The sequence below is a fragment of the Peribacillus simplex genome (genome assembly GCF_900156045.1).
Lineage (GTDB): Bacteria > Bacillota > Bacilli > Bacillales > DSM-1321 > Peribacillus > Peribacillus simplex_D.
Genome location: NZ_FTMX01000003.1, coordinates 55036 through 81126 on the forward strand (window position 1 = coordinate 55036; position 26091 = coordinate 81126).

At 41.8% G+C, this 26091-nt stretch carries 21 protein-coding genes; 5 read left to right on the forward strand and 16 right to left on the reverse strand.

Annotation, left to right across the window (positions count from 1 at the left end):
- Window positions 1-382: 382 nt before the first annotated feature.
- Window positions 383-1750, forward strand: a complete 1368-nt coding sequence (locus BW986_RS11630) for an amino acid permease (protein WP_076368080.1) — start codon at window positions 383-385, stop codon at window positions 1748-1750.
- A gap of 46 nt (window positions 1751-1796) precedes the next feature.
- On the opposite strand, the gene BW986_RS11635 is transcribed toward BW986_RS11630, so the two are convergent.
- Window positions 1797-2660 carry a DUF4349 domain-containing protein gene (locus BW986_RS11635; protein ID WP_076368081.1) on the reverse strand — a complete coding sequence of 288 codons (864 nt, stop codon included), beginning with the start codon at window positions 2658-2660 and terminating at the stop codon, window positions 1797-1799.
- 142 nt (window positions 2661-2802) lie between these two features.
- On the opposite strand from BW986_RS11635, the gene BW986_RS11640 reads away from it, so the two are divergent.
- Complete coding sequence (locus tag BW986_RS11640) at window positions 2803-3261, forward strand: TspO/MBR family protein (protein WP_076368082.1); 459 nt, start codon at window positions 2803-2805, stop codon at window positions 3259-3261.
- Between the two features lie 87 nt (window positions 3262-3348).
- Here the strand turns inward: BW986_RS11640 and BW986_RS11645 are convergent, their stop codons facing one another.
- The 10 genes from BW986_RS11645 to BW986_RS29280 form a co-directional block, all read right to left on the reverse strand.
- Complete coding sequence (locus tag BW986_RS11645; RefSeq protein ID WP_076368083.1) at window positions 3349-7167, reverse strand: bifunctional 2',3'-cyclic-nucleotide 2'-phosphodiesterase/3'-nucleotidase; 3819 nt, start codon at window positions 7165-7167, stop codon at window positions 3349-3351.
- Between the two features lie 391 nt (window positions 7168-7558).
- A complete protein-coding gene (locus tag BW986_RS11655; RefSeq protein WP_076368085.1) occupies window positions 7559-9145 on the reverse strand; it encodes an OPT/YSL family transporter in 1587 nt (528 codons plus the stop codon).
- 29 nt (window positions 9146-9174) lie between these two features.
- A complete protein-coding gene (locus BW986_RS11660) occupies window positions 9175-9939 on the reverse strand; it encodes an IclR family transcriptional regulator (protein WP_076368086.1) in 765 nt (254 codons plus the stop codon).
- 16 nt (window positions 9940-9955) lie between these two features.
- Window positions 9956-11683 (reverse strand): hydantoinase B/oxoprolinase family protein, encoded by a 1728-nt coding sequence (locus BW986_RS11665; protein ID WP_397222100.1) that lies wholly within the window; start codon window positions 11681-11683, stop codon window positions 9956-9958.
- The gene (locus BW986_RS11670; protein WP_076368087.1) at window positions 11683-13728 is read right to left on the reverse strand and encodes a hydantoinase/oxoprolinase family protein; all 2046 of its coding nucleotides are present in this window, start codon (window positions 13726-13728) and stop codon (window positions 11683-11685) included. Before BW986_RS11670 ends, BW986_RS11665 begins: the two co-directional genes overlap by 1 nt.
- Window positions 13729-14253: 525 nt before the next feature.
- A complete protein-coding gene (locus tag BW986_RS11675; protein ID WP_076368088.1) occupies window positions 14254-15450 on the reverse strand; it encodes an aminotransferase class V-fold PLP-dependent enzyme in 1197 nt (398 codons plus the stop codon).
- A 16-nt stretch (window positions 15451-15466) separates the two neighbouring features.
- Window positions 15467-16552, reverse strand: a complete 1086-nt coding sequence (locus BW986_RS11680) for a M24 family metallopeptidase (RefSeq protein WP_076368089.1) — start codon at window positions 16550-16552, stop codon at window positions 15467-15469.
- Between the two features lie 430 nt (window positions 16553-16982).
- Window positions 16983-17441: a DinB family protein gene (locus tag BW986_RS11685; protein WP_076368090.1), complete on the reverse strand. Its 459-nt coding sequence runs from the start codon at window positions 17439-17441 to the stop codon at window positions 16983-16985.
- An 11-nt stretch (window positions 17442-17452) separates the two neighbouring features.
- On the reverse strand, window positions 17453-18292 hold the full coding sequence (locus tag BW986_RS11690) for a GNAT family N-acetyltransferase (RefSeq protein ID WP_397222103.1): 840 nt from the start codon (window positions 18290-18292) through the stop codon (window positions 17453-17455).
- 402 nt (window positions 18293-18694) lie between these two features.
- Window positions 18695-18859, reverse strand: a complete 165-nt coding sequence (locus BW986_RS29280) for a YvrJ family protein (protein WP_081088496.1) — start codon at window positions 18857-18859, stop codon at window positions 18695-18697.
- Window positions 18860-19015: 156 nt separating this feature from the next.
- Between BW986_RS29280 and BW986_RS11700 the strand changes: the two genes are divergently transcribed.
- On the forward strand, window positions 19016-19639 hold the full coding sequence (locus BW986_RS11700; protein ID WP_076368092.1) for a sigma-70 family RNA polymerase sigma factor: 624 nt from the start codon (window positions 19016-19018) through the stop codon (window positions 19637-19639).
- Entirely contained in the window at window positions 19632-19850 is a 219-nt protein-coding gene (locus tag BW986_RS11705) for a hypothetical protein (protein WP_081395591.1), read from the forward strand. The genes BW986_RS11700 and BW986_RS11705 overlap by 8 nt, the downstream gene beginning before the upstream one ends.
- Window positions 19851-19904: 54 nt before the next feature.
- On the opposite strand, the gene BW986_RS11710 is transcribed toward BW986_RS11705, so the two are convergent.
- From BW986_RS11710 to BW986_RS11720, 3 genes are all read right to left on the reverse strand, one after another.
- Window positions 19905-22274, reverse strand: a complete 2370-nt coding sequence (locus tag BW986_RS11710) for a penicillin acylase family protein (protein WP_076368521.1) — start codon at window positions 22272-22274, stop codon at window positions 19905-19907.
- A 261-nt stretch (window positions 22275-22535) separates the two neighbouring features.
- Window positions 22536-22973, reverse strand: a complete 438-nt coding sequence (locus BW986_RS11715) for a hypothetical protein (protein WP_076368094.1) — start codon at window positions 22971-22973, stop codon at window positions 22536-22538.
- Window positions 22974-23145: 172 nt separating this feature from the next.
- Window positions 23146-24009, reverse strand: a complete 864-nt coding sequence (locus tag BW986_RS11720) for an STAS domain-containing protein (protein WP_076368095.1) — start codon at window positions 24007-24009, stop codon at window positions 23146-23148.
- A 145-nt stretch (window positions 24010-24154) separates the two neighbouring features.
- Here BW986_RS11720 and BW986_RS30210 point away from each other — a divergent pair, with 145 nt between their 5' ends.
- Window positions 24155-24298, forward strand: a complete 144-nt coding sequence (locus BW986_RS30210; protein WP_179086062.1) for a hypothetical protein — start codon at window positions 24155-24157, stop codon at window positions 24296-24298.
- 106 nt (window positions 24299-24404) lie between these two features.
- Here BW986_RS30210 and BW986_RS11725 read toward each other — a convergent pair whose 3' ends face one another.
- Entirely contained in the window at window positions 24405-24734 is a 330-nt protein-coding gene (locus tag BW986_RS11725) for a hypothetical protein (RefSeq protein ID WP_081395592.1), read from the reverse strand.
- Between the two features lie 103 nt (window positions 24735-24837).
- Window positions 24838-26028, reverse strand: a complete 1191-nt coding sequence (locus tag BW986_RS11730) for an MFS transporter (RefSeq protein ID WP_076368097.1) — start codon at window positions 26026-26028, stop codon at window positions 24838-24840.
- Window positions 26029-26091: the final 63 nt, after the last annotated feature.

The following is a 26091-nucleotide window of genomic DNA, read 5'->3' on the forward strand; positions in this document are numbered from 1 at the left end:
CGACTTCCGTGGAAATCAGTATCAAACGATTCATGGAATGGTTTCTTACCGGAATGGAATGAATTGGATCCTATAGATGCCTGTTCCTTGTTTTTGGGCCCGCTTTTCCACTGTAAAGAGTCTAAATTTTTAGAAAAATCACATAATTATATTTTGTTTGAATAGCATTCTATTTGTTTTGAAAGATTATAAATACGATGAGAATAGATTGAATCACTTTGTAGTAAGCGTTTTCATTTTTTACTTTACATTCTTCCTATTAAAATATATTATTTAGTTGTAATATTATGTGAAAAATCAATAAATTATATGTATTCTCCTCTACTAGTGATAAAATGCTAGATAGAGAAAATTAAACTCCAACATAGAAAAGGGGAAAATTATGCAAAACTCCAAAGAATCTCAACTGCATAGAGGTTTGGAAGAAAGACATATCGCATTAATGTCTCTTGGCGCAGCCATTGGAGTCGGTTTATTTCTCGGCTCGGCATCTGCGATAAAATTAGCCGGCCCAGCCATCATCATTGCCTACGCCATTGGCGGGCTTATGATCTATCTTATCATGCGTGCACTTGGGGAAATGGCTATTAAAAATCCTGTCGCTGGCTCTTTCAGTCGCTATGCTAGCGAATTTGTCGGTCCTCTTGCCGGATATATAACCGGATGGAATTACTGGTTCGTTTGGATTGCCACCTGTATGGCTGAAATTACGGCAGTCGGAATCTATATGCAATTTTGGTTCCCTGATACCCCGCAATGGGCTTGGGCGTTAGCCGCTCTTGCCATCATGACGACGATTAACTTTCTTGCAGTAAAAGCATATGGTGAATTGGAGTTTTGGTTCGCCTTAGTGAAAATCATTACGATCATCCTTATGATCGTCCTTGGCTTCGGAATGATCATCTTCGGACTGGGGAACGGCGGAATCGCGGTCGGATTCGGCAACCTGGTTGGACATGGAGGGTTTTTCCCTAATGGGATTTCCGGTGTCATCCTCTCTTTCCAAATGGTCATGTTCGCCTATTTGGGAATTGAAATGCTTGGAGTAACCGCAGGTGAAGTTAAAAATCCTGAAAAATCTTTAAAAAGAGCCATCGATACCGTTTTTTATCGGATTTTACTTTTTTACGTTTTAGCTCTGACAGTCATTCTATCGATCACACCATGGGATGAAATGAATGGAGAAAACAGCCCATTCGTTATGATGTTTGATAAAATCGGTATACCAGGTGCAGCAGGAATCATTCAGTTTGTCGTACTGACAGCAGCCCTTTCATCTTGTAACAGCGGGATCTTCAGTACAGGAAGAATGTTATTCAACCTGGCGCAGCAAGGTGAATCACCAAAAAGTTTCGAACGTACTACAAAGTCAGGCGTTCCTGGCGTTGCCATCATCGTTTCGGCTGTCGTGCTTCTTTTCGGTGTTTACCTTAACTACATGGAAGCCGATAAAGTTTTCACATACGTCACAAGTGTCGCTACATTCGGCGCCCTCTGGACATGGGGAACCATACTTGTCACACAGATCATGTCTAGACGGAAATTGAGTCAGGGAGAAAAGCAAGGCTTGTCTTACAAAATGCCGCTTTTCCCATTCACTTCTTATTTCACTTTAGCCTTTTTAGTATTTGTAATGGTCGTACTCGGTTTTTCAGCAGATACAAGAATCGCTCTAATCGTTGGTCCGATTTGGATCTTACTGTTGGTAGCCCTGTATTATGTGACTGGCTTGCATAAACGGAATAGATAAATGTCAGAGGGTGCCCAATCTAATTGGCACCCTCTATTTCTGCCTTTCACCCTTTACCCCTTCTTTTGAACACCCAATGGACCACAGCACCCGCTCCGCCTAAAATAATGAGGATAGGCAAGTTTCCTATTATGAAAACAATGATTCCTGAACCCGCTTTAAGTAATAGATTCGCACTCGTTGCAAGTTGTTTCTTCGTTCTCTCCCATGTATTCAATTCCTTATTATCAATGCCCGGCACAACTATCCGGTCCTGTGATAACGTGATGGTGACCGTCGAATATGAGGTTTGGTTTTCAAGATACTTCATTTGCCCGGTCAACTGTTCTATTTCTTCTTGCACCATGGCAAGATCGGATGATATTTTCAGTAAATCTTCCGTCTTCTCAGCATCCTTCATGAATGCAAGTAACCTTTCCTCTACTGCCCTCTTTGATTTCAATCTTGCTTTTAGATCTACATATTGCTCGGTTACATCCTGCCCTGTCACATTCCTTCCGACCACTTCCGAAGCCTCGCCCTCGCTATCGGCCAGAAAATCCTGAAAACGGGATTCAGGGACCCGAACAGTGATCGTTCCTTCCACCAGTTCTTCATCTTCCCTGTATACATTGGACTCGACTACATATCCGCCATATTCAGCCACCTTATTCTCAATCTTCATTTGTGCTTTTTCAAGGTTCTTCACCTTCAACTCAAGCTGGGCTTGATGGATGACTTTTCTTTCATCCGTCACCCCTTCCTTTTCCGCTGCTTCTTCCTGCACCTTATTCCCGGAAATTGAAGCGTCCATTTTACTGTCCGCCGTTTCATCCTCTGCTTTAGATGCTGAATCTTCTTTTTCATTACTGCTGCATCCAGCAAGTAAAAGTAACAAACAGAACATAAGCATCATTGTTTTACGGTTCATCGGTATTCCCCCTTTTCTTAATAGTACCGACGTATAATCTGGAAGAAAGTTACACTTGGTCATTAAAGGACATGTTTTATTTTCATATGAAAAGGTAAAGGTATAAGAACATCCAAATTATGAAGAAAGAAGTGGATCCATTATGAACTACGGAAAATTCGCTAAAAGTTTATTGGTGCCTGTGGTCGGAGGTTCACTTGTGGGTTTATTCGCCACAAGGAATTCAAAAGAAATTTATGATAAACTCAAGAAGCCTTCATTTGCGCCCCCTTCCTGGACTTTCCCCGTTGCTTGGACAAGCCTTTATACGATTATGGGAATAGCGAAATATCGCATTGCATCCAAAGAAAAAGAATCGAAGTCCGCTGAACGCCTCTATGATACCCAACTAGGGTTGAATTTCTTATGGTCTTTTTTATTCTTCAAATGGGGATTGCGCGGAACGGCCTTTATTGAAATGGCTGCACTGCTGACCCTTATTACTTTAACGGCATTCGAGTTTTATAGAATAGACCGTGCATCCGGTTTAGCGATGATTCCCTATATAGTCTGGGTCACCTTCGCATTGGGATTGAACTTTTCCATTTTCAGAAACAATTAATCACATGAAGAAGCGCCCCTTGTATTAAGGGGCGCTCTATTTTAGAGTTTCACGAGTAAACCCGCTAAACTCACGAGTATACCTCAGTTAATTATTGATATTCGTAATCCTGCCTTCAATTTCAGCTGTGATCTTCCCGCCTTTAAAGGTTTCTTTCACATAGTTAACGAATGCTTCCAGGTCAGCATTTCCAAACACACGCTCTTTTCCTTTCAGGACGGTATAGTTATCACCGCCGCTAGCCATGAAATCATTGACGGCCACCGTATATGTTTCGGTATCCTTGATCGGTGTTCCGTCCGCTTCCTTCAATAAGGTGACACGTTCCGTGACAGGTTTACTGAAATCGGCTGTATAGCTCAGTCCAGAAATTTGCAAGGTTTTCGGAGATCCTTCGACTACCCATTGCTGTTGAAGCAGCGTTTTCACTTCTGCTCCAGTCAGTTCCAGCTTGACCAATACGTTTCCGAACGGCTGGATTTTCGCTAAATCGGAAAAAGTGACTTCCCCCTTTGGAATATCTGCACGAATTCCACCTGGGTTCATGAAGGCAAAATCGGAGTTCAAATCCGCCTTCATCGAATCGGCAATTAAATTCCCAAGGCCCGTTTCCTGTGTATAGGCATTGGTTCTTAAAATTTTCTCATCCGTTGTCCCAAGCGGGGCCTTCAACTCGGGGAACATGTCTAGGTAGTCGTTAATGAATTTCGTCGTCCCGGCATCAGGTGTGATGCCATCTTGCGTAACCGTAACAATCTCAGCTGACCTTTTGACAATATCCTTTGTGTTTGGATCGATTTCCAAATCCACATCTTCAAAAGCCGTTCCATAAGAGTAAGCTTGTACAATCAGTTTATCATCCACATAGTTGTTGACCTTTGCATGATTATCTCCGGCTAAGATCACATCTACTTCATCATCCAAGGCATTAGCAAGATCAGCTACTTCGCCTGTGATGACCCCTTCCTTTTCCGTGCCTGGGTCATGTGAGATCACCACAATCGATTTGACGCCTTTATCCTTCAACTCTTTAACCGCCTTATTTACGGCAGGTGCCTGTTCTATGAATTCCACATTCTTAATGCCATCCGGACTTACTTTTTGGGGTGTGGCATTCGTGACTACACCGATGAATCCAATATCAACCCCGCCGACCTTTTTTATGACGTAAGGGTCCAATATCGGTTTTTTCGTGTCTTTATATACGACATTGGCCACTACATATGGAAAGTTCAATTTATCGAATACCACATCGGATGTTGGCGACTTTCCGCCATTGATTTGAGCCATCAAGATTTCTACCCCTTTGTCGAATTCATGGTTCCCGACAGTTCCGACATCGAATTTCATATGATTCAAAAACTGAAGCGTCGGTTTGTCCTGGATCAAAGAAGAAACGGGTGCACTTGCCCCAACAGCATCCCCTGCCGATAGTAAAAGTGTATTTTCAGGGTTTTCAGCTTTACGCTGCTTCAAGTGCGCAGCTAAATAATCAGCACGCCCTTGCTTGATGCCGCCAAAATCGGAGGTGGTATCAAGCTGGCCGTGAAGATCATTGATCCCGAGCAGTTGCACCTTGACGTTTTCTTTCCCCAAATTGAATTTGTAAATGCCAAAGCCTTTATCATCCTTTTTGCCTGTATAGGAAATCGCGCTGTCTTCATTTAAATATTCCGCACCATTTGGTGATGAGGTGAAGGTAACGTTCACCTTGCCTGAAATCGGGGCGATCGACCAGTTATTATCAGCGGTTGGATTGATTTCACTCTCTTGTGTGATATAATCCATCAAGATCTGGCGATTTTCATCCGCAGAGTCAACTACATATTCGCTGCCCTTGACGCCCGGGAAGTTCCCCCCGCCAGAAGCACGGTAATTATTCGTCACGACGATGAAATCCTGATTCGGGTCCACTGGTTCACCATTATATTTCAAATCTGCAATCCTGCTGGAATCCGATACTTTTATCCCTTTTTCATCATAGCGCGGAGCCTTGGTGACATCGATTTGGTACGTGACACCGTCAATCACATCAAAATTATAGACGGCAAATTTTCCATTAAGCAGCTCCTGTTCCTCGGACTTTGCAGGATCGATTGTATTATATTTCCCGGCAGACATCTCAAGCCACTCTTTAACCACGGACCCTTTGATCTTGATTGCCTTCAAGGTATTATCGTATAAATATAAATCACCTGCGCTGCGAATGGTCAGTCCGCCTTCCTTGATTTCGGTGAATTCCTCGACTCCATTCCGACCCGCTTTGAAAGGGGCTCCTACAGAGAGAATGGGCAAGTCTTTGTATTCAGGGCGGTTGCTTTGGATGTATTTCTCTACATACCATTTCTGTGCGCTCGTCACGACCTGTACAGAAGGATCATCTTGCACAAGGGCGAAATAACTATGAATTGGAGCTGTAGTCGTTCCAATTGGCGTGTTAACATACTTGATCGTTCCTTCGTGATCCTTCTTCACGGCTTTGACGACAGACGCATCTTCAGCTGCTTTTTTTCCTGTTATTTTGTCGTTGATTGCCCGTGTTGATGAAGCGGAATTGATGACTTTCCATTTTCCCTTGATATTTTGGATATCAAGATCGATGATCCCGAGATTACTGCCGCCATATCCTGCTTGAACGGCTGGTACACCATTGATGGTACCCTTTTCATTATCCACGCCTTTAAGGGTTTTTCCTTGGCCATCTTTGAATAGGCTGTCTAAAGAAGCCTCATCTTGTGCCGGAAAGACTTTATGCGTATGGGAGAACGTGATGGCATCGATGCCGGATACCTTGCTTAATGAATAGATGACATCCTCGGTATTCTTGGTATCGCCATTAAACCCGGAATGTGTGAGCGCCACGATGACATCCGCGCCCTTTTTCTTCATTTCAGGTACATATTTATTCGCTGTCGTGACGATTTCCTTTGCAATGACCTTACCGTCAAGATTCGCTTTATCCCAATCCATGATTTGCGGAGGGGCAAATCCAATGTAACCTATTTTCACTGATTTTTCTTTACCATTGATGTCTTTCACTTTCTTCGTGACGATTTTATATGGAGTATATTTATTTTTATCATTCTTTGGATTATTGTCTTTATCTTTTTTATAAACATTTGCATTGACGTAAGGGAAGTTCGCATCGTTGATGGCCTCGTCCAAATAAGATAAACCATAATTGAATTCATGATTTCCGAATGTGGCGACATCATAGTCTAGCAAGTTCATTGCTTTATAGACGGGATGGACTTCACCTTTTTTCAGTGGCGCTATTTTCGCTTTGTACGTACCTAGCGGGGTTCCTTGAATAAGGTCGCCGTTATCCACTAGAACACTATTTTTCACTTCTTTTCGTGCCTGTTTGATTAAAGTTGCCGTGCGGGAAAAGCCGACCGAGTCCGATACGGCATCCTTATAATAATCATAGCTCACCAGATTAGTGTGTATATCCGTCGTTTCCATGATCCTTAGTTCAAATGGTGCATCCGAAACGGAGGCTGCCAGCCTGTTGCCGAAGTTACTAGTATTGCCGTTATACTTGGAGACAACCGATACTTTGACCCAATAACCCGATTTGTACGAATTGAAGTACGCGGAGAACTTTTGGGCCGATTTAATATCCGCCTCAATGGCTGACTGTGAAATGACCTTCGTCCCATTCATCAATTGGAAGACAACGGTTTCATTTCCTTTGTTCCCTTTTTTCGGTGTGACCGTTACAGTCGCTTTTGTGCCTTTTGTGTAATTAACAGTAGGAGCTGTAATGATAAATGGTTCAGTCGTGACAGGTTTCTTATTGGACTCTTTGGCGGATGTCTCCCCTGGTACGGTAAATGGGGCTGCAACCAAACTCACAGCAAGAATCGGGGCAAGCATCTTATTGACATGCATCTTGAACGACATACTTCACAACCCTTCTATTTTTTGTAAAATGCTAGAATAATATATCATGATTTTGTCGAATAAACGCCAAAATTTACCGTAATATTACGAATTTTGAATAAATGGTACTTTTTAACCATTCCCATTTGGAGCCCATAGCTCGTTATACCTTCAATTATGTATATAATCATCATCGAATCCCATTGAATCCTTAGGGAGAAAGTTCCTTTTATTTGGAGGACATAATAAAGTGGGGAAACCACCCTCGTGGCTTCCCCATCAAGCAGTACCTGTCCTATTCAGGCATACAGCTTTTATATATTTATCTAGAGGAGATAGGAGATGCAGTACTAGATTGATAGAAAATAGATAACTGCCAATATAGCATATCTAACCACGTTGGCTTAGCTGATCATTTTCCAGCTTTAAAAATGGAGTTGCAGAAACTGTATATTGCATCACCGGCAATGATACCTGCGGCCATTATCGTCATTTGTTGTTCATATTTACCGTTACTTCTTCTCATAATGATGATTCGTAAGACAATACCTGTCAATACGGCCCATCCCGCAATTGGAGTCAATAAAAGTAGACCAGTAGCAAATAAAATTCCCATTTGCCTTTTTGAACCACCGATTAATTGAAGAATGGCACCTGGGATAGCCCAAATCATTAAGTCTCTTGCAATACCATTCGAAATTCCAGATTCAATAGTTGTTGCATACACAAGGTCAACCGGTGGAATCAGCCCTTGGGAGAAATAGGATTCAAATGACACCACTACGACAATTGCCGCTACGAAAAAACCAACTAAACCGGCATACAGTTGATTCCGACGCCCTTTTCTTTCAAACTCCATATCTTGGCCATTTCCCCGAAGGATATAACCCGTCTTCAAATCATATCCCAAATCAGCAAATGCAACTCCAGTACATGCACTGAATCCCACCAATAATGCCAATGCTTCTGCCGGAAATCCGATTAATATCCCAATGATCAATGTAATGAGTGCTACAGCAAAAGCAGGGAACCAACCTGCGTGCATGGCTGCAATACCAACAATCAATTCATGGGCAAATGCCGCAACCATTGTAAAAAGGACGAAGCCGATTAACATGCCAACTGACATTTGCGTGTATATTCCGCCCAAAACTGCCAGCAGGATCGATATGGCAGTATAAGCAATAAAACCATAGCCAAATGCTTGACCCAACTCTTTGTTAGGTTTAGAGAATTCATCAGCTTGCACTGCCACTTCTTTCTTTTTATTGAAAATCAAAACTATCACTTGAATTAACGCAACAATGCCCGCTCCGATCATAAATCCATGAGGGATATACAATTCATTGATATCTATTCCAAACAACGGAACCGAGTAACCTCTCAATAAAAGCCCTATGCCGAACATCGTTAACGCCCATATATTCCCTATGAATGCAACACCGAACGCCGACATGGGAATTTTCAAAATGGCACCAATTATTCCAATTCCAATTCCGGTAAGTAAATACTTTGCCCGGTTCCCGCCTTCATCTCCAGCTTTAATTGCTTCAGCGGTTGCAATCCCTGGTGGCCAGGCTTGTTTTGCAGGGAATACTTTCGTGTCGAACATTTTATAAAGCAGTAGAGCATCAACAATCATGGCAAGAGTCACACCGATAAACAATGGCATAATTAAATGGTGCATCCCAAGCACATAAGGTATCCCAATTGGTAACATCAAACTGCTGGCAGCTCCGAAAGTTGCTGACGAGATAGAAGTTTGCACCAAGTTCTGGCTATGGATTGACTTGAATTTAAATAAAAATTTCAATGGAATCCGAGCCAGGATCATGGCGAATACAGCTCCAACGATTGAAGTATTTGCGGAAATACCTAAAGAGGTAATAAGTTGGACACCTATCATGGCCCCAATGACGGCCATTAATACAATTACAAAAAAAATCGCAGGATTAAATACGGTCGGATGGTTTTTTCCTGTTTGATTTTTATTCGCCATTTGATATCTCCCCTATTTGCGTATTTATATTAATTGTATAAGTTTCCGAACTTATTAAAGTATTGCTGGATGATATCCGTTTTCTTTCTCAGGATTTCCAAAGTCTCGGCAAACCTATCTTCCGGCATCCTGTAGGAAGGTCCCGCTATCGTCAGTGATCCAATTACTTTGCCTGAGCCATTGAATAGCGGTGTGCCCATCCCAAAGACAGCATCCGAGAACTCCCCTTTCGTAAAACTCCAACCTTGTTCTTTGATGACTTTTAAATCTTCCAACAGTTCCCGTTTGTCGGTCATGGTTTTCTCGGTAAAGACTTTCATACCTTTTTTCGTTATTTCCAATTGTTCTTCCTCAGGAAGAAAAGCCATAATTGTTTTACAAGAAGCCCCCACATAAAGGGGGGTGCGTGTACCCACCATTACATTAAATTTGATTTGCTGCTCATATTCCGCTATTTCAACAGTTACACCATCATCTCCATCTTTTAGCGTTAGGAAAACCGTTTCATTCACGACGTCCGCCAATTCCTTCATGACTGGCTGGATAAATTCCGAGAGTTTCATTTTTTGTTTAATCACACTGGAAAACTCTAAAAATTTCAAACCCAATTCATAGTTTTTTGTACTTTCGTTTTGAATGAGATACCCTTTATTCTCATATGTCTTCAGTATTCGGTGTAAAACGGTATGATTCATCTCCATTTTACGGGCTAAATCTCTTAATCCCCATTCCGGAGTTTCCGCAGTGAAATAGGACAGCACATCCAGTGCATTCTCCAAAGTTTTTAAAGTCATATCTCCATCTCCCTAGCTACTGGCGTATTTCTGTATAGCCGATTATGCTATCGTATTTATCATTTACTATGACCCCGAATTTTTCTTTTGCTTGTTCAACTGTGATATAACCGTTCTTGACATCCCTTAACACAGCCTGTTCATCCCTTTTAGCAGGATCCCCATATCCTCCACCAGTGGCAGTGACCAGTTGGATTGTATCTCCTTTATCCAATTTCAATCTTGACGTGACACCAAAGGGCCCGATGACCTCACCGTTTTCTTTATGGATTTTTATATAGCTTGATGATCCGTTTTCTCCTTTATTCATTCCCCAAGGCTGAAATTGATGTCTTCCAAAACTAACCGTCAGTTCTTGGCCATCACTTAAAGTTTTATACGATCGTATTACACCTGAACCGCCAATATGCTGCCCCGCTCCTTCTCCATCACATCTAAGTCCATAGTTTTCAACTCTCACTCCATACCTGGCTTCCGCTATTTCAATCGGCATATTGTATGTCTCACCGTTACCCATACAAAATTGTCCTCTTTGACCATCTTGGCTTTCACCTGCTCCCCATCCACCTAAAGTAGGTTCAACAATAAGGAACGGCTCTTTTGTCTCAGGTTTTTTTCCAGACAATAAAAATGAGCAGACAGATAAAAGATGGCCGGAAGTTAAGCGGTCGGGAAGCAATGGAGCTAATGCTTTCCAAATCAGTTCTGCACCGCCGATTCGCGCTTCGAAGTTCATCGATACTGGCGATGGCCTTGTTGCAGAAACAATTGAATGATCATCAGTGATGATTCTCAGTGGTTTGAATAGGCCCTCATTGACATTGAACTTCGGTCTGATGATTGCTAAAAACATGACCCTGACACTGGATAGCAAGCCATAATAAGAACAATTAACGGGGTTCATCACTTGTTGATGGGAGCCTCTGAAATCACAGATGAATTCGTCGTCCGTAATCGTAACCTTCACTTTTATAGGATATGGCCCTCCTTTTGAAGGATCACCCTCGATGAAATCTTGGGCTTCAAAAGTTCCTTTTGGCAGTTCCCCCAACTCTTTCAATGAATATTTTTCCGCCTGTTCAATCAGGTTATCCATCGTGGAGGACACGGTACTTTTTCCATATTTCGTGCAAAGTTCTTTCATTCTTTTTTCACCAGTTCTAAGCGCAGCCACTTGCGCCCACATATCTCCAAGAGATAATTGAGGCAATCTCACATTTGTAGCAATCATTTCTATAATGCCTTCATTCACTTTTCCAGCTTCAAAGAGTTTGATACCAGGCATTTGCAATCCTTCTTGATAAATCTCAGTTGAATTATTGGTAAAGGAACCGGGATCTTTTCCTCCCACTTCTGTCCAATGTCCTTTATTGGCCGAGAAAGCAATAAGCTCACCTTCAAAATATATCGGCATCACAAGACCGACATCCGACAAATGTGATCCCCCGCCTACATATGGATCATTTATGATGATGATGTCTCCTTCTGACAATTTGTTTCCATCATCATATTTATCAAGTATGTGCTGAACCATCGGACTTAGCATGCCGATAAAACTAGTGACACCGTTTCCTTGGCTGATTAAGTTCCCTTTTGCATCGGTCAGGCCACACGCATAATCCAATACTTCGTAAAACATCGGGCTCATAGAAGTTCTTGCCAAAGCGATGAACATCTCTTCACCGATGGACAGCAGTGAATCCTTGATAACTTCTAAAGCAAACGGATTGGCAGTTTTCATCATTATTTCACCCCAGTTTCAATGATTAAATTTCCATAAGCATCAACAGATAATTTTTGCCCTTCCATAACGACAGTGGAAGCGGATTGTTCTTCGACAATTGCCGGCCCGGTCACTTCATGTCCTCTGGCCAATTTTTTCCGTTCGTATACAGGGGTACGACACCATCCGGCCTGATTGAAAAATACATTTCGCTCTTCAATTTTTGCATCCTCCACAGCCGATTCACTTTCTTTCATTTCAGAGATGACGGGTTTGTCCACTATACCGAAACTGGTGAGATGCAAATTAACGATTTCAATTGCACTTTCCGGTAAGTTGAACGAATATACTTGTTCATGCATTTGATGGAATTGATGGATGATGTCCGCTATAGCTTGATCATTCCATTCCCCATTCGGGACAGGAACTTTCACCGTATGCTCTTGGCCGATATACCTTAAATCTGCGAATCGGCTGAATATAATCTTCCCGTCATCCACATTCTCTTTAGCAAATTGTCTTTTGGAATTGAGCTCCATATCTTCCCATTTCAGATTCATTTCCGTTAAATCCAAGGTATTCAGCAATTTTATATAGGTATGGATATAATCATGCCGTAAATCTGTCATCAACATGCCCCAAGCGGAGAAAACTGATGAAGCCAATGGAATGACCACTTTTTTCACTCCAAGGTCTCTGGCAAGTTCTGCCGCATGCATTGGGCCTCCGCCACCGAATGCCAACAATGTAAAATCTTGTGGATCATATCCTTTTCTCACTGATATAAGCTTTAATGCGTTAAGCATATTTGAATTCGCGATATCGATGATTCCGAGAGCCCCTTCTTCAGTGGATGTTTGAAATGGCTTAGCGACATTTTCATCAATTGCCGCTTTTACTTTTTCCATGTCCACCTCGTAATCGAAGTTTTTCCCTGAAAGCCTCCCAACAAACAAATTCGCATCTGTCGTAGTCGGCAGTGTCCCGCCTTGTCCGTATGCCACAGGGCCCGGTAATGAGCCTGCCGATTGGGGCCCCACTTTCAAAGAGCCGATTTCATCAATCCAAGCTATGGAACCGCCGCCATTTCCAATTTCAACAATATCGACGACTGGCACTTTAATCGGGTATCCTGCTGTTTTTTCGGACTTTTCAATGTAATAGTTCGTTGACACTTTCACTTCACCGTCACTGATTAATGAACACTTTGCAGTTGTTCCGCCTATATCAAAAGCGATGATATTCTCTTCACCGATCATTTTCCCTAAAATGGCGGCACCGAAAATCCCAGCTACCGGCCCTGACTCAACCATGTTGATTGGAATGTTTTTCGCATTTTCGAATGTCGTGACACCGCCATTGGATTGCATGATGTATCGGTTCTCTTTGATGTTAAAATCACTTAACTTATTCGATAGATTGTCAATGTATGAATTCGCAGTCGGTTTAACGTATGCATTCAGCACCGTCGTATTCGTCCTTTCATACTCACGCCATTCTTTAGTGATATCACTAGAAACGCTGACAGATACTTCAGGCCACAAATCCTCCACGATTTTAAGCGCTTTCATTTCATGCTCGGGATTCAGGTAAGAATGCAAAAAGCAAATGGCGATTGCTTCAACCTGTTCCTCCTTAAAATACTTTATCGCTTTTTCAATATCGTCTTGAACCAACGAAGTAACGACGTTTCCTTTGTAATCCAACCGTTCTGTCACTTCTAGACGCAAATGCCTTTCCACAAAGGCCTCTGGTTTTTTATATTTAAAGTTGTATAAATCCGGGCGGTTTCCTCGAGCAATTTCCAAGACATCTTTAGTTCCCTTTGTCGTAAGTAATCCTACTTTTACACCTTTTCTTTCGGTTAATGCATTAATCACCACGGTAGATCCATGAATGAACATGTCGATATTCTCTACGCTGACCCCACTTTGTTTAATTACGTCAATTACGCCATTCTCAAACTGGGGCGGAGTTGTGTGTGATTTGGCATATCCAAATTCCCCATTGTCATCCACATATACTAAATCAGTGAACGTTCCACCGATATCTGTTGCAATCCTCATGCAATCTTCCCCCTTTTTGTGGTTCTATAATAGAACCACTGGTTCTTAACTAGAAATATATTAATTTAACAAGTTAGAATTGTCAAACTATTTATTATTCATTCTTTTTTGGCTATTAAAACTTCCCTTGTATCTTCGAAAAAAACCTTATATCAACCTTCCGACTGCCTCTAGCTGTGGGAAAAACCGAACTATCACCCGGACACTATAAAAAGAACTTGATTCAGGCATTATCTAAGGAAAAATAAGAATGGCCTATGCCCGCTTGAGGAAAATTGGCAAGGCAGGTGACCCCAATAGATTTTCTAAGAGAATTTTAAAAAACTCGAAGTTGGATAAGAGAGCGATAGTAATGTAGCATATCCTAAGCTGGTCGGGCTGATAATATGGAAATGCGGTCTGGGCACGCGGGGCGTTTCGCTGAAAAAGGGGAGAACTGAAAAATTCGGCGCCTGACTCCAAAGAACTTGGGGACAGGGCAGCCGAATTGATGGAATTTTATTTATTTCAAATCAAAACGGCAGTCTATCTTTCCTTCTTTTTTTGTAAAGATTTAATGTATGAAACGGCCGAGTCGATTTCCTCTTCAGTGTTAAAATAGTGAGGGGACAGCCTTGCCATTTTATCAATACCATATTGTTGAAGCAGCGCGTTCGCCATGAAGGTGCCGGATTCAATAATGATCTTTTTCTCTTCTAAATAACCTGTAATTCTATCCGGATGAAGTCCCTTTACATTAAATGGAATGATGCCCAGCCGATTTTTGATATCTAGAGGTCCGTAGATGGAGATTCCCTCTATAGTGGAAAATTGATTAACAGCATACTCTGTTAATGCTGCCACTTTTTTAAATATATTTTCCAGACCTATATTTTGAGCATAATCGACGGCTGCGCCCAGCCCAAGTATGGAAGGAACAATCGGGCATCCCGCCTCAACTCTTTTGGCGGTTGATGAATGGTTATAGTCATTCGTTTCAAAATCCCAAGTGGTTCCTCCCCAGCCAATTAAAGTAGGTTCAATGGAATCCACCAACGATTCTCTAATATACAATATCCCTGATCCTTCGGGACCTCTCAGCCATTTCCGTCCACAAGCTGTCAGAAAATCACAATCAAGCTCTTTAACATCAATAGGAACCAATCCTAGGGTTTGAGATGCATTGATAAGAGTTAACGCATCATTTTCTTTTGCGAGTTTACATATTTTTTCTACTTCCTGTAGCGCTCCAGAAGCATTAGGTAAATGGGAAACGGTTATAAGCTTGGTCCGTTTTGTAATTTGCTTTGCTATTAAATCCACATCAATAACACCTGATTTATCAGTCTCGATAATCCTTAAGCTGACCTTTCTTTTATCTCTTAATTTCAGCCAAGGTGTATAATTACTATGAAATTCAATGTCAGCAAGAATTATTTCATCTCCTTCTTCCCACGGAAGTCCATTTGCAACGAAATTAATGCCTTCTGTCCCGTTTTTTACAAAAGCAATTTCCGATGCCTTAGCTCCAATGAAGCTTCCTGCCTTTACTCTTGTTTCATCTATCTTTTGATAAACCTCTTTTCTAAATGCAGGCAAGTATGGACCTAAACTAGCTGTCTTTTGTAAATAATCTATGATCGCATTAACAACTTGTCGAGGTGGGGGAGATGCAGCGGCTGTATTCATATAAATGTAATTCTCGTGAAAAGGATTATCCTTTTGAATCTGTTCAATATCCATACTCGGCATCCCCTCCCTATACAGTAATAAGATCTTTTTGAAGCGACATCAAATTGATAAAGCCATCTTCTGTCATGATAATATTATCCTCTATTCGGACTCCACCTTTACCAGGCACATAAATCCCTGGCTCAACCGTAAAAGCCATTCCGGGCTGTAACCTTAGGTTACTATTCATCATGATATATGGTTCTTCATGGGAATTCAGTCCTAACCCATGTCCTGTACGGTGGGTAAAATACTCTCCATAACCTTTGTTTTGTATAACGGCACGTGCAATTTCATCTACTTCATGTGCTGTCACACCCGGTTTAATAATGTCAATTGCCGCCTGCTGTGCTTCTTTGACAGTTTCATAGATTTCCTTTAATTCATGAGAAACGTCCCCTACCGCTACCGTACGGCAAATATCCCCTACGTACCCGTTGATTATGGACCCGAAATCAATCACAACAAGTTCCCCTGATTCAATTTTCTTGCCGCCAGCACGTCCATGTGGACTGGCTCCTCTATATCCAGAGGCAACGACCGTTCCAAACGGTGTTCCTTCAGAACCTCTTTTTCTCATTTCATACTCCAGCTGTGCTGCCACTTCCACTTCGGTTACTCCAGGCTTAATATATGGGATCGTAGCTTCGAAACTTTCTTCCAGTACTTTCACAGCCTGTTGCATCTGTTCAATTTCTTGTTTATCTTTATAAATTCTCAGAGTATCAATCAATGCACTTATATCTTCAGCTGCTGTCGATAAGGTCTCTGCACCTTTTAACTCCATGATTCTCATTAAGTTGTATTCAACTCCGATTTTCGTAAAAGCACCTGCTGCATTTTTCAATTCATCCAAAGCCCCGCTTGGTCCCTTTTCATCTGTATACCAAAACACATTTTCATCCGTTACTTCCTGAACTTTACTCAACTCCACTTGTGGTGAAATAAAAAACATCTTGGATTCCTGGGTAATAACAACAAGTGTAAGCCGTTCACTTTGTTTAAGCTTCAGCCCCGTAAAATAATGCATATTCGATCCCGGTACAATAACAGCCGCATCTATATTATTTTGCTTTAATAATCGAGTAAGTTTTTTCCTCCGTTGTTCAAACATCGAAATGATACCCCCTATGAATATTTTGATTTTTCAATGTTTTCATTCTATAGCATGTCAACACTAAGTCAAATTAATTTTATTGATCGGCTAAATTTCGCCCCTGCTTGCCCTCCCTCCATAATCACCATTTTTTTAAGGCTGTTTTCACATACTTTGTTGCTATTCACCAAGTAATGCGGTGTGGTTGATTTCCCCTCGCTTTCCGCGGGGCGGGCGGTGAGCCTCCTCTGCGTGAACGCCTGTGGGATTTCACCTGTCCCGTTGCTCCCGCAGGAGTCTCGCACTTGCGCTCCAATCAACCTTAAATCGTTTCGTTTTAAAACAACAATCTTTACGAAAAGTGCCTTTTTTTAAAAAACCTGCTGAATTCCTTTCGAAATAAAAAACTGGTAATGCAGGTTGCATTACCAGTTTTAAAGTTTGAAGCCTATAAAGCCCGATTTATTAAACTGGCTGATACCGGTTCGATGCCCATCTCCCTCGACCAGATGGATAGCTGGCCTATATGGTGAATTTCGTGCGCTATAATATGGCGCAGTATCATGCCTTTTTCGTATGTCCCCTCCATCCAAGATGGCTGTACCATTCCTTGCTCATCTTCAATGGAATGGGAATTCAAATAGTCCATGACCTCAGAATGATAACGAATGGATAAATCTTCCACTTTTTCAATTGTATTATAGGTGTCCAAATCGATCGCTACATCAGGCTTTCCTTGTATCGCCTTGATCCAGCTGCATTCGACATCGATAATATGGGCAAGTGTCCTCAATATATTGCCCATTCCTCCTGTGCGCTGCCGTTTCAGTTCCTCACTCGGTAAGTCCCGGCACCATTTGAACCACTCACTTCGCACCTGCCAGTTATAAATGAATAATGTCAACATCATTCCAGCCCCTAACTCTTTGTCGTCCCTTTGTATTGATAATAATCCTGCCTTTGAATGGTTTTGAATCCACAAGATTCATAGAGTCTTAATGCATGATCATTAGTCGCCTCGACCTCGAGAAAAATATCATATCCCAGCTGGCATTGTTCGGCTACGACCTTTTTCAATGCCTTTCTGCCAAGTCCTTTTCCCTGGTATTTTGGCAAAATGGAAAATCCATAAATCCATGCTTCCCCGCCTGAGTGATCAACACGGATCTTACCGACCGCACGGCCATCCTTTTCAATCATCATGGTTTTCAGAGTATCCTCATATAGGATGCGCTGATAATAATCCTTCGCCTCTTGTTTCGTAAATTGGAAACATTGAATATCCAGCTGAATTTCTGTTTCCTCATCATCTCTCCGTGAAGGACGAATGACTGCATCGCCATAATCGTCAAGCTCCGTTTCGGACCACTTCATTTGAAACTCAGAAAAGGCGAACTTACATGGGAGCTGTTTCAAAAATCCTGTCCCTGAATGGGATTGAGCAGGTGAGTTCAAGAGAATCAACTTATAGTTGCGCTCCGCTGCACTCCTTATAGCCTCTTCCAGAAGCGTGGTAAAAATGCATTGCCTCCGGTAATCAGGATGCACCATCCCGCACATCTCCGCTTTGTTTCCAAAATCGTAAAGACCAATGAAACCAATAAGCTTCGATCCATCATAGTGAAAAAAGTCATTCTTATGCACACCATTTCGACTGCGAAGCGTTTCCCAGTTCAGCTTTAAAGAAAAACCTTCCCGTTCACATTCTTGCTGTAGGATTCGAATATCTTCTAGCTGTTTATCCTTCAAATTCTCCACCCCTTTTCCATATTATCAGTTTATTACCAAAAAATAAGAAAAGCAGCACCCTTTTACTTGGATGCCGCATACTATTCATAAGTTTATTGATGAATGTTGTTTTTTTAAAAGTATTTTCACTTTATTCCATAAAACTAAAATCGTACGAGGGGAGGATTTCCTATCTAATTCCATTGTCGGATGAATTATAGTAGTAAAATGATTCCAAATGACGATTATTTTTTACCTATTTTGTGCTATATTCCAAATAATGGTTTACCATTATTTTACTTGAATGTAAAGGAGGGATTTAACTAAGGCTTGATTTTCAGAGTACCCATTTCTTTATACCCGAATTCCGGACCCTTTTTAGAATAGAATCCGAAATTCGGTGTTTATCACCTGGCACATTACGTCCTGAGGTTATCGTTTTTTCGTTTTATGAGCGGACTTTTTTAAGTTCTCTACGTCCGTTGTCAGTTCTTTTAATTGTTTACCGAAGCGGAAGAGCAAAAACATAGAAACGACGAATGGATAGCCAAATTCGCTAACTAATGAAACCCACATAGTAGCATCCTCAATCATCATCCTCTTCACCCCTTTTCTTGTATCTGATATCTAAAGTGAAACTTGTCAAAAAAAATCAATCTAGCACTATTGATTTATGGAAAAAAGAACGAATGTTCCTATATAATTGATTTATTCCCCTTGTCTATCACTTTATTAATAAAAGGAGGGATAACAATGAACCACTTAACTTCTCATTTTTTTTCTCATTCATTGGAGTTTCTGCAGCAACAGTACTCATCTTTCTTTGCACAGCCGATCATTCATTTATTTTTACAGAACCCAGAGCATTTAAAGATTTTCACTGAAACTCTTGATTCCCCTTCTTCCCACAACATTGATCATCTCAACGAGACTTTCAAAATTTTCTATTACCGGGCTAAAGTATACAAATACATGTGCTCCTTAATTTACTTTTTCTCTGTTGATTTTGATAAAAGGGCACGGAAGCAGCGGGAACGCTATCGAATGGTACTTGATGCGACACCAATGGATACCGGCGGATTGATCGATCGAATCGGCACGTTGGACGTTCAACTTGAAAAGATGGGGGAAACGAACGAACTCGCTTCACACATAAGTGATGAAGAGATGATAAAAGCCTTGAGGACGTTAACTACCAAACAAAACTTGGTGCTGACCATGATCTTTTCCTACGGCCTATCCAACAAGGAAATTGCAGCCTATTTCCATGAGTCGCCGCAAAATATATCAAGTATCCGTAAACAAGCTTTAAAAAAACTTCGAAAGCACTATATGGATGAGGTATATGTTAGAAAGGAGAAAAGCCATTGTGGATAAAAAACTGTCAAAAGAAGAATTGTTGGATCTCATAGACTCTTTGAATCCTAAAATAAAAAAATCGTTAAAAAACACGAACTATCAAGACCGGAATGATCTGGAGCAAGAAATTAAACTCAAGATCATTGAATCATATGAAAAAATCGCAGCAATCGAGGCCCCTAATTTCGAGGAGTTTCTTGCAGAATTCTTTACTAAGCAAAAACAATGAAAAAGTACCAAGTCCAGAGCAAGGATGCTGGGCTTGGTACTTTTTTTCTGGATATCAGTATGATGGTTTCAATGTCAGCTTATCCCCTTTTGGATCGTCCATTGTGGTTTTGTGATAAGTACCTTCTGCCCAATCATCAAGCTGATCGTGGTACCACTTACTTTTTACATTACCTGATTGACCAGGGCCGACTAGGTGATATCCTTGATTCATGTCGGATAGGTCGATGACGAATCTCCAGGAGCCACCGTGATTAACGGTTCCATCATCTAAAAATGCCGCTGCCTGTACGGTGACACTGCTACCGCCTACCGGTATTCCGCCGCCGCTGTTAAATAAATAATTTAACGGGACGACACTCGATAGCGGGTGGTTAAACCTGACCTGATGATAGTCTCCCCATTCCCAATCGGCTATATCGTCACCTTGTGATTCTTCAAGTTCCATTAACGTCATCTGTAACGACTTGGCAAGCACCTGCTCAAGTCCGCCTGCCTCTTCAATCCAAGGGCCCGGCTTACCGTCCAGTGCCCTCCTTAATAGTTCATCAACGGCCGATCGCCTTCCATTAAAGAGGTTAAGGGTTTCCTCCGGTATTTCTTCCGTAAGCAGAACATCCCCTATTTTTTTCATCCAGACATTAAAAATCATCGGTGCCGCTTCATCAACGGAATCAATATGATTCCATTTCTTCAGAATCGTAAGTGCCTGGTCTTCCTGTTCCCCCCATGGACCCTTCAATACATCCACGAATTGAGGAACAAACTCCTTGGCTTGCAAATTCACCTTATCCATCTGCAGGCTTTGCATATCCTCGGCAGTAAGCTTTTTGTTGGCTTTTAAAAACTCCTGTATCCTCATCTGACGGTACGGCTGTGCCCAGTTATTGCTGATGTGGTAAGGATAATCATCCGAGATGACTTTATTATTCGCCGTCGAAATGAAGCCCTCTTCCGGATTCACCGTTTTTGGAAGTTCATCAAAGGGAATAAAGCCTTCCCACTCAAATTCATCCGTCCAGCCAGGTACAGGCAGCATACTATCGCCTTTTTTCCGAATTGGGATTTTCCCATTCGCCTTATAGGCAATGGTCCCATCGGCTGAGGCAAAGACGAAATTCTGTGCCGGCGTTTCGAATTTCAAGAGGGCCTTTTCGAATTCTTTCCAACTTCCCGCTTTATTCATATTCAGTACCGCTTCAAGCTCGGCGGATGGATCAAGTGCCGTCCACCTTAATGCAAGCACGGTATCTTTTCCGCTTTTCCCGGCAAACTCGGAGACCACAGGTCCATGGCGGGTAACCGTCACTTGATAATCAAGTGTTTCACCATCCTTCACCTTGATGGGTTCGTCCAAGATATCAGCTTTTTCCCATTTACCCTTGTAAGAGAATTCTTTCTCGTTTCCCGGGTTTCTCCTCTCGATATACAGATCCTGAACATCCGGGCCGGTATTGGTCACACCCCAAGCGACCTTTTCGTTATGACCTAGTATGATTCCCGGAATCCCGGCAAAAATCACACCGCTCACATTGACTGACGGGGCCTCCAAATGCATTTGATACCAAACGGACGGTGTAGCCAATCCCAGATGGGGATCATCCGCCAATAATGGCTGACCGGAATCCGTTTTCTTGCCTGAAACGACCCAGTTATTGCTGCCGTTGAATTCATAAGGAATAACGGCCCCGGCAAAACTTTTTTCAATATCAAGTTCTTCCTTGCTGATGATATATGGGGCGCTGTTTGGATAATCAGGAAATAAATCATATGCTTTTTCCTTTGGGAACGTTTGCAGCAAATACTGCCTAAACGCCTGATCCTCCCAGTTCCCGCCTAAATCAAAGGCCATATATTTACCGATGGTCAGCGAATCGACGGGTGTCCAAGACTCTGGTTCGTATCCAAGCAGTGTAAACTCCGCCGGCCATTTTCCATTCTCCTTCAATTCATCGATATAAAGATTTACTCCCTCGGCAAACACATCCAAGGCTTCTTTCCCGTCACTTGAATATGCTGCATAAGAGGCTTCAGCCGCCCGCCTCAAGCCAAGTGTGCGGAAATACTTATCATTTTTGACGGTTTTCTCACCAATCACTTCACTCAATCTTCCTGATGCCTGACGCCTGCTTAAATCCATTTGGAATAAGCGGTCCTGTGCTTGAATATACCCTTGGGCTAAATACAAATCATGTTCATTCGCTGCGTTGATATGCGGGACCCCACTTGAATCCCTCACCACCGTAACCGGTTTCAAAAGACCTGGAAGGGATATTTCCCCCTTTGTTTCCGGCAAGGATCTTGAAAGAAATACATTTGCAGCAATCAAAACGGACAGCAAAAGAATAATCAGGATACCAAAACTCCATAGCGCACGCTTTCTCCACTTCCGTTTTGGCTTTTGCTGAGGTATGGCAACTTCCATCGATTCATCTTCCTCTCCCCTTAAAACTCTCTTTCTTTCTATTTTAGATATTCCGCGTTTATCCCCATCTTTCCTACCAACTTCCTTACATTCTCTCTTTTTATTTCCGAAAGATTGGAAAGGCGCAAGGACGGATTTTACTCGCACAAGGACGGAAAGTCGAATCATCCCGCGCATGGCCGAATTACATCCGCGAAATTGCCCCGATAAACATATCAAATACAAAAACACCGATACACTGTATCGATGTGGCAGGTGAAGCTAGCTATTTGCAAGAATGTATTCAATCACTTTATCTGCTTCGTCTGTATAAAAGAGGGCTTTATCAAAGTCATGGGCCGCCTTCGTCTCGGCTTCCATGTATTCAATCGGGGAGAGGAGACCAAAGAGCCTCTTCCATTTATGAGTTTTCTCCAGAAGTTTTCTTTCCCGTTTTATATCCTCTGGTATGAATTCATTAATGATAAAACATGGGTCGGAAAATGAAGGATCCTGAAAACGTCCGTTCAGGGCTCGCAATTTATCCCGATCCCATTCCACCCTTACCAAGTCCGATATGACCGAGACATTTTGGACCGAGTCGAGGATGCGTTTGGACAAAACATCATATTCTTCATCCTCCAACCCTTTATCCGTCATGATTCCAACACAATACCATTTTTCGTTATGATCAGGTTCTTCACTTTTCTTGAAAAACACTCTTCATCCACCTTCCTTACACGCTTTACATGTCCTGTTTAATACAAATCAACATGTCCGCCCACGTCATTTCACTATAACATGGAGAAATGGAGATGGGCGATAAAATATGAATGCTGCAGGAATGTTAGCCTGAAATAAAAAAAAGATACCCTGAAAAAGGATACCTCCATCATTCTGGCTGAACAGCCAGTCCCCTTTGTTTAAACAGATATTCCAGAGCCTGTCTGAACGTTAGAAAGGCTTTTACCCGATTTGCAAAATCAAGTTTGACGATTTCTTTCACGACATCAGGGGTAAAGCCGACAAAAATCGTTTCCGTACCCATCAACGCCAGTGCCCCCACTAATTGATCCAGCAGGGAGAGCATATTGTTTTCCTTCGTAAAGGTAATTCCCGAGAAATCCATGATCAATACTTCCGCATGCAAATCTGCACATTTTTGCAGTACAGTCGATTGCATCGACTCCATTCTCCAATCGTCAATGCGTCCGATCAATGGCAAGAGCAGCACATCCTTTAATACAGTCTGAACAATCGGGGTGGACAGTTCTTCCATGACTTCTTGATTTTCTTTTATCTTCCGCAAAGAATCGTTTGCCATTTTCGCCATTTCTTTATAATGGTTCACGTAACTGATACTCACACAGTGTATGAATTGGTCCAGGATTGCATCTATTATCGAGCTTGCCTTTAGCAAAATTTCAATGGAGTAATAGCGATTGCTTACCTCTTCTTCAATGAAACTCCAGAAAAGATTACGTATCAGCTGAGCTTCCTCAATATTCTTATCCAAAGGAATGCCCATATCCACAATGCGCTTACCTATTTCCATACCCGTTATTTTCATACTTTCCATCGCTTGTGCCTTTCCATGAATCAAGGCATCTGCATGTATTTGAATTAGCTTTGACCGTACCTCTTTACTCGTTTCAAAATCATAGAGCGGTTCCTCTTCTTCAAACAACTCGATATGCTCCACTAAGATATATTTAAATTTTTCAATTTTTTCACCGATCATTCTTAATTCTTCCATATGGACCTCCCATACAGGGCTTTTATCACATTTTATCAAATAATGAATGGTTAATGATATAAAATCCTTCTATTACCAATATGATAATAGACGTTTACCCTTTTCTACATAAGGGTATTATGATATATGACTTGGAGGGATTATCATGAAAAAAGATCAACAAGACTTTGAATCTGAAAACATGAGCGATTTAGTCGAACTCATAAACAGTAAAAATAACAGCCGCAGAATCTTGGATGTACTTCGGCGTAATAAAAAGGATAAAAGCAAAACCAAAGATAAAAAATGAAAAAGCCCAGTCCAAAAAGGTCTGGGTTTTTGAGTGGATAAAAATAAAGAGCTGAGTTGCTTTATTAAGCAAATCCAGCTCTTCCGTCATTAAATATTGATTGCCTCTACCTTTTTCTCCGGATTTCCTTCACATGGTTCCCTTCAGTAGTAATATAGACTGTTTCATCAATTTTGTATGTTAAATAACGGTCACAATCAATTTCCAACGTTTCCCCATTGTTGAATTTCATTGCGCAATTGGATCCCTCTTCGGTTTCCGTCACATCAATGACTTCGTTCGTCTTAAAACCGATTGCCTTGCCATCGGAGAAATGAGGATAGTATTTTTCAACAATCTCCACCTTTTTCAATCTGCCCGGACTTGTTAAGTATACAACGAATAATATAATTAAAACGGCTATTAACCCAATGAGAATTACTGCTTTTCGTTTCACTCTATCTATTACCCTCTTCTCTTATCAATCTATTATTCAATATCCATTTTCACTAGATTATATTCAGGATTCCGGAAAAACATGATAGAAAAGATCATTTTATTTAAACGGTTTTCACCTTTCCAGCCATCATCGCACAAACGGCGGCCAGGATGATCAGAATGGATACAGCCGAGATGACCCCTCCCCAGCCGAACTTCATCAGGAATAAACCGCCTGATGCCCCCACTACACTTGATCCCGCATAGTAAAACAGGAGATATAAAGCCGATGCTTGTGCCTTTTCACTCTTATCAGCCAATCTTCCGACCCAGCTGCTCGCAATTGAATGAGCTCCAAAAAAACCAAATGTAAACAGTGCAAGCCCCATTATTTTAAGCAAAAGCGGATCCAATAAGGTTAAAAGGGCGCCCATCAGCATGATAGCGATTCCGATAAGAAGTACATGCCTCCGACCATATTGATCGGCAAGCTTCCCCATCCATGTTGAACTGAATGTCCCCACAAGATAGATGATGAAAATGAAGCCTATCAATGTTTGTGATAAATGATATGGCGGTCCCATTAAAGGTATGCCGACAAAGTTATAGACGGTAACGAACGAGCCCATTAATAGGAAGGCCATGCCGAATAAGAGTACTAGCCTGCCATTCCTTAAGTTATTGATAAGGGATGTTTTGATTCTCGAAAATGTGGCCCCTACACGGATGGCATGCTGCGAAGGAGGAAGCATCCACCAAAAAGCCAGACTGATGATCAAACTTAAAGCCCCAAGGCTTCCAATCGCTATGTTCCATGAGAAATGGTCGGTCAGCACCCCGACAATCAGCCTGCCTGCCAATCCGCCGATACTCGAACCACTCACATAGATCCCCATCACATAGCCCAGGCTTTTCGGATGGAACTCTTCATTGATATAGGCCATCGCAATTGCCGGGAAACCCGCAAGCACCGCTCCTTGAATCGCCCGTATTGCAATAAGGATGTATAGGTCATCCTGGATGAAACTCACGCATATGGATAACAATGCAGACAGAGTGAGGGCCGTCCCCATTATTTTTTTCCTATCGATATTTTCTGAGAAAAAGGAAACAAGCAATAAACAGATGGCAAGCGTTCCTGTTGCGAATGATAATGTAAGACTTGCCATTGCAGGAGAGACTCCGAATTGCTTTGCGAAAACCGGAATGACCGGTTGGGTACTATACAGATCCGCAAACGTTACAAAGCTACCAAGAAATAAAGCCAAGATTGTTTTCCTGAATGATTTACCAGCAGGCTCGATATAATTCACTTTTGTTCAGACCCTTCACTATTTAACTTTCCCCCTATGTTAATACGAACTTCCCGAGTTGTC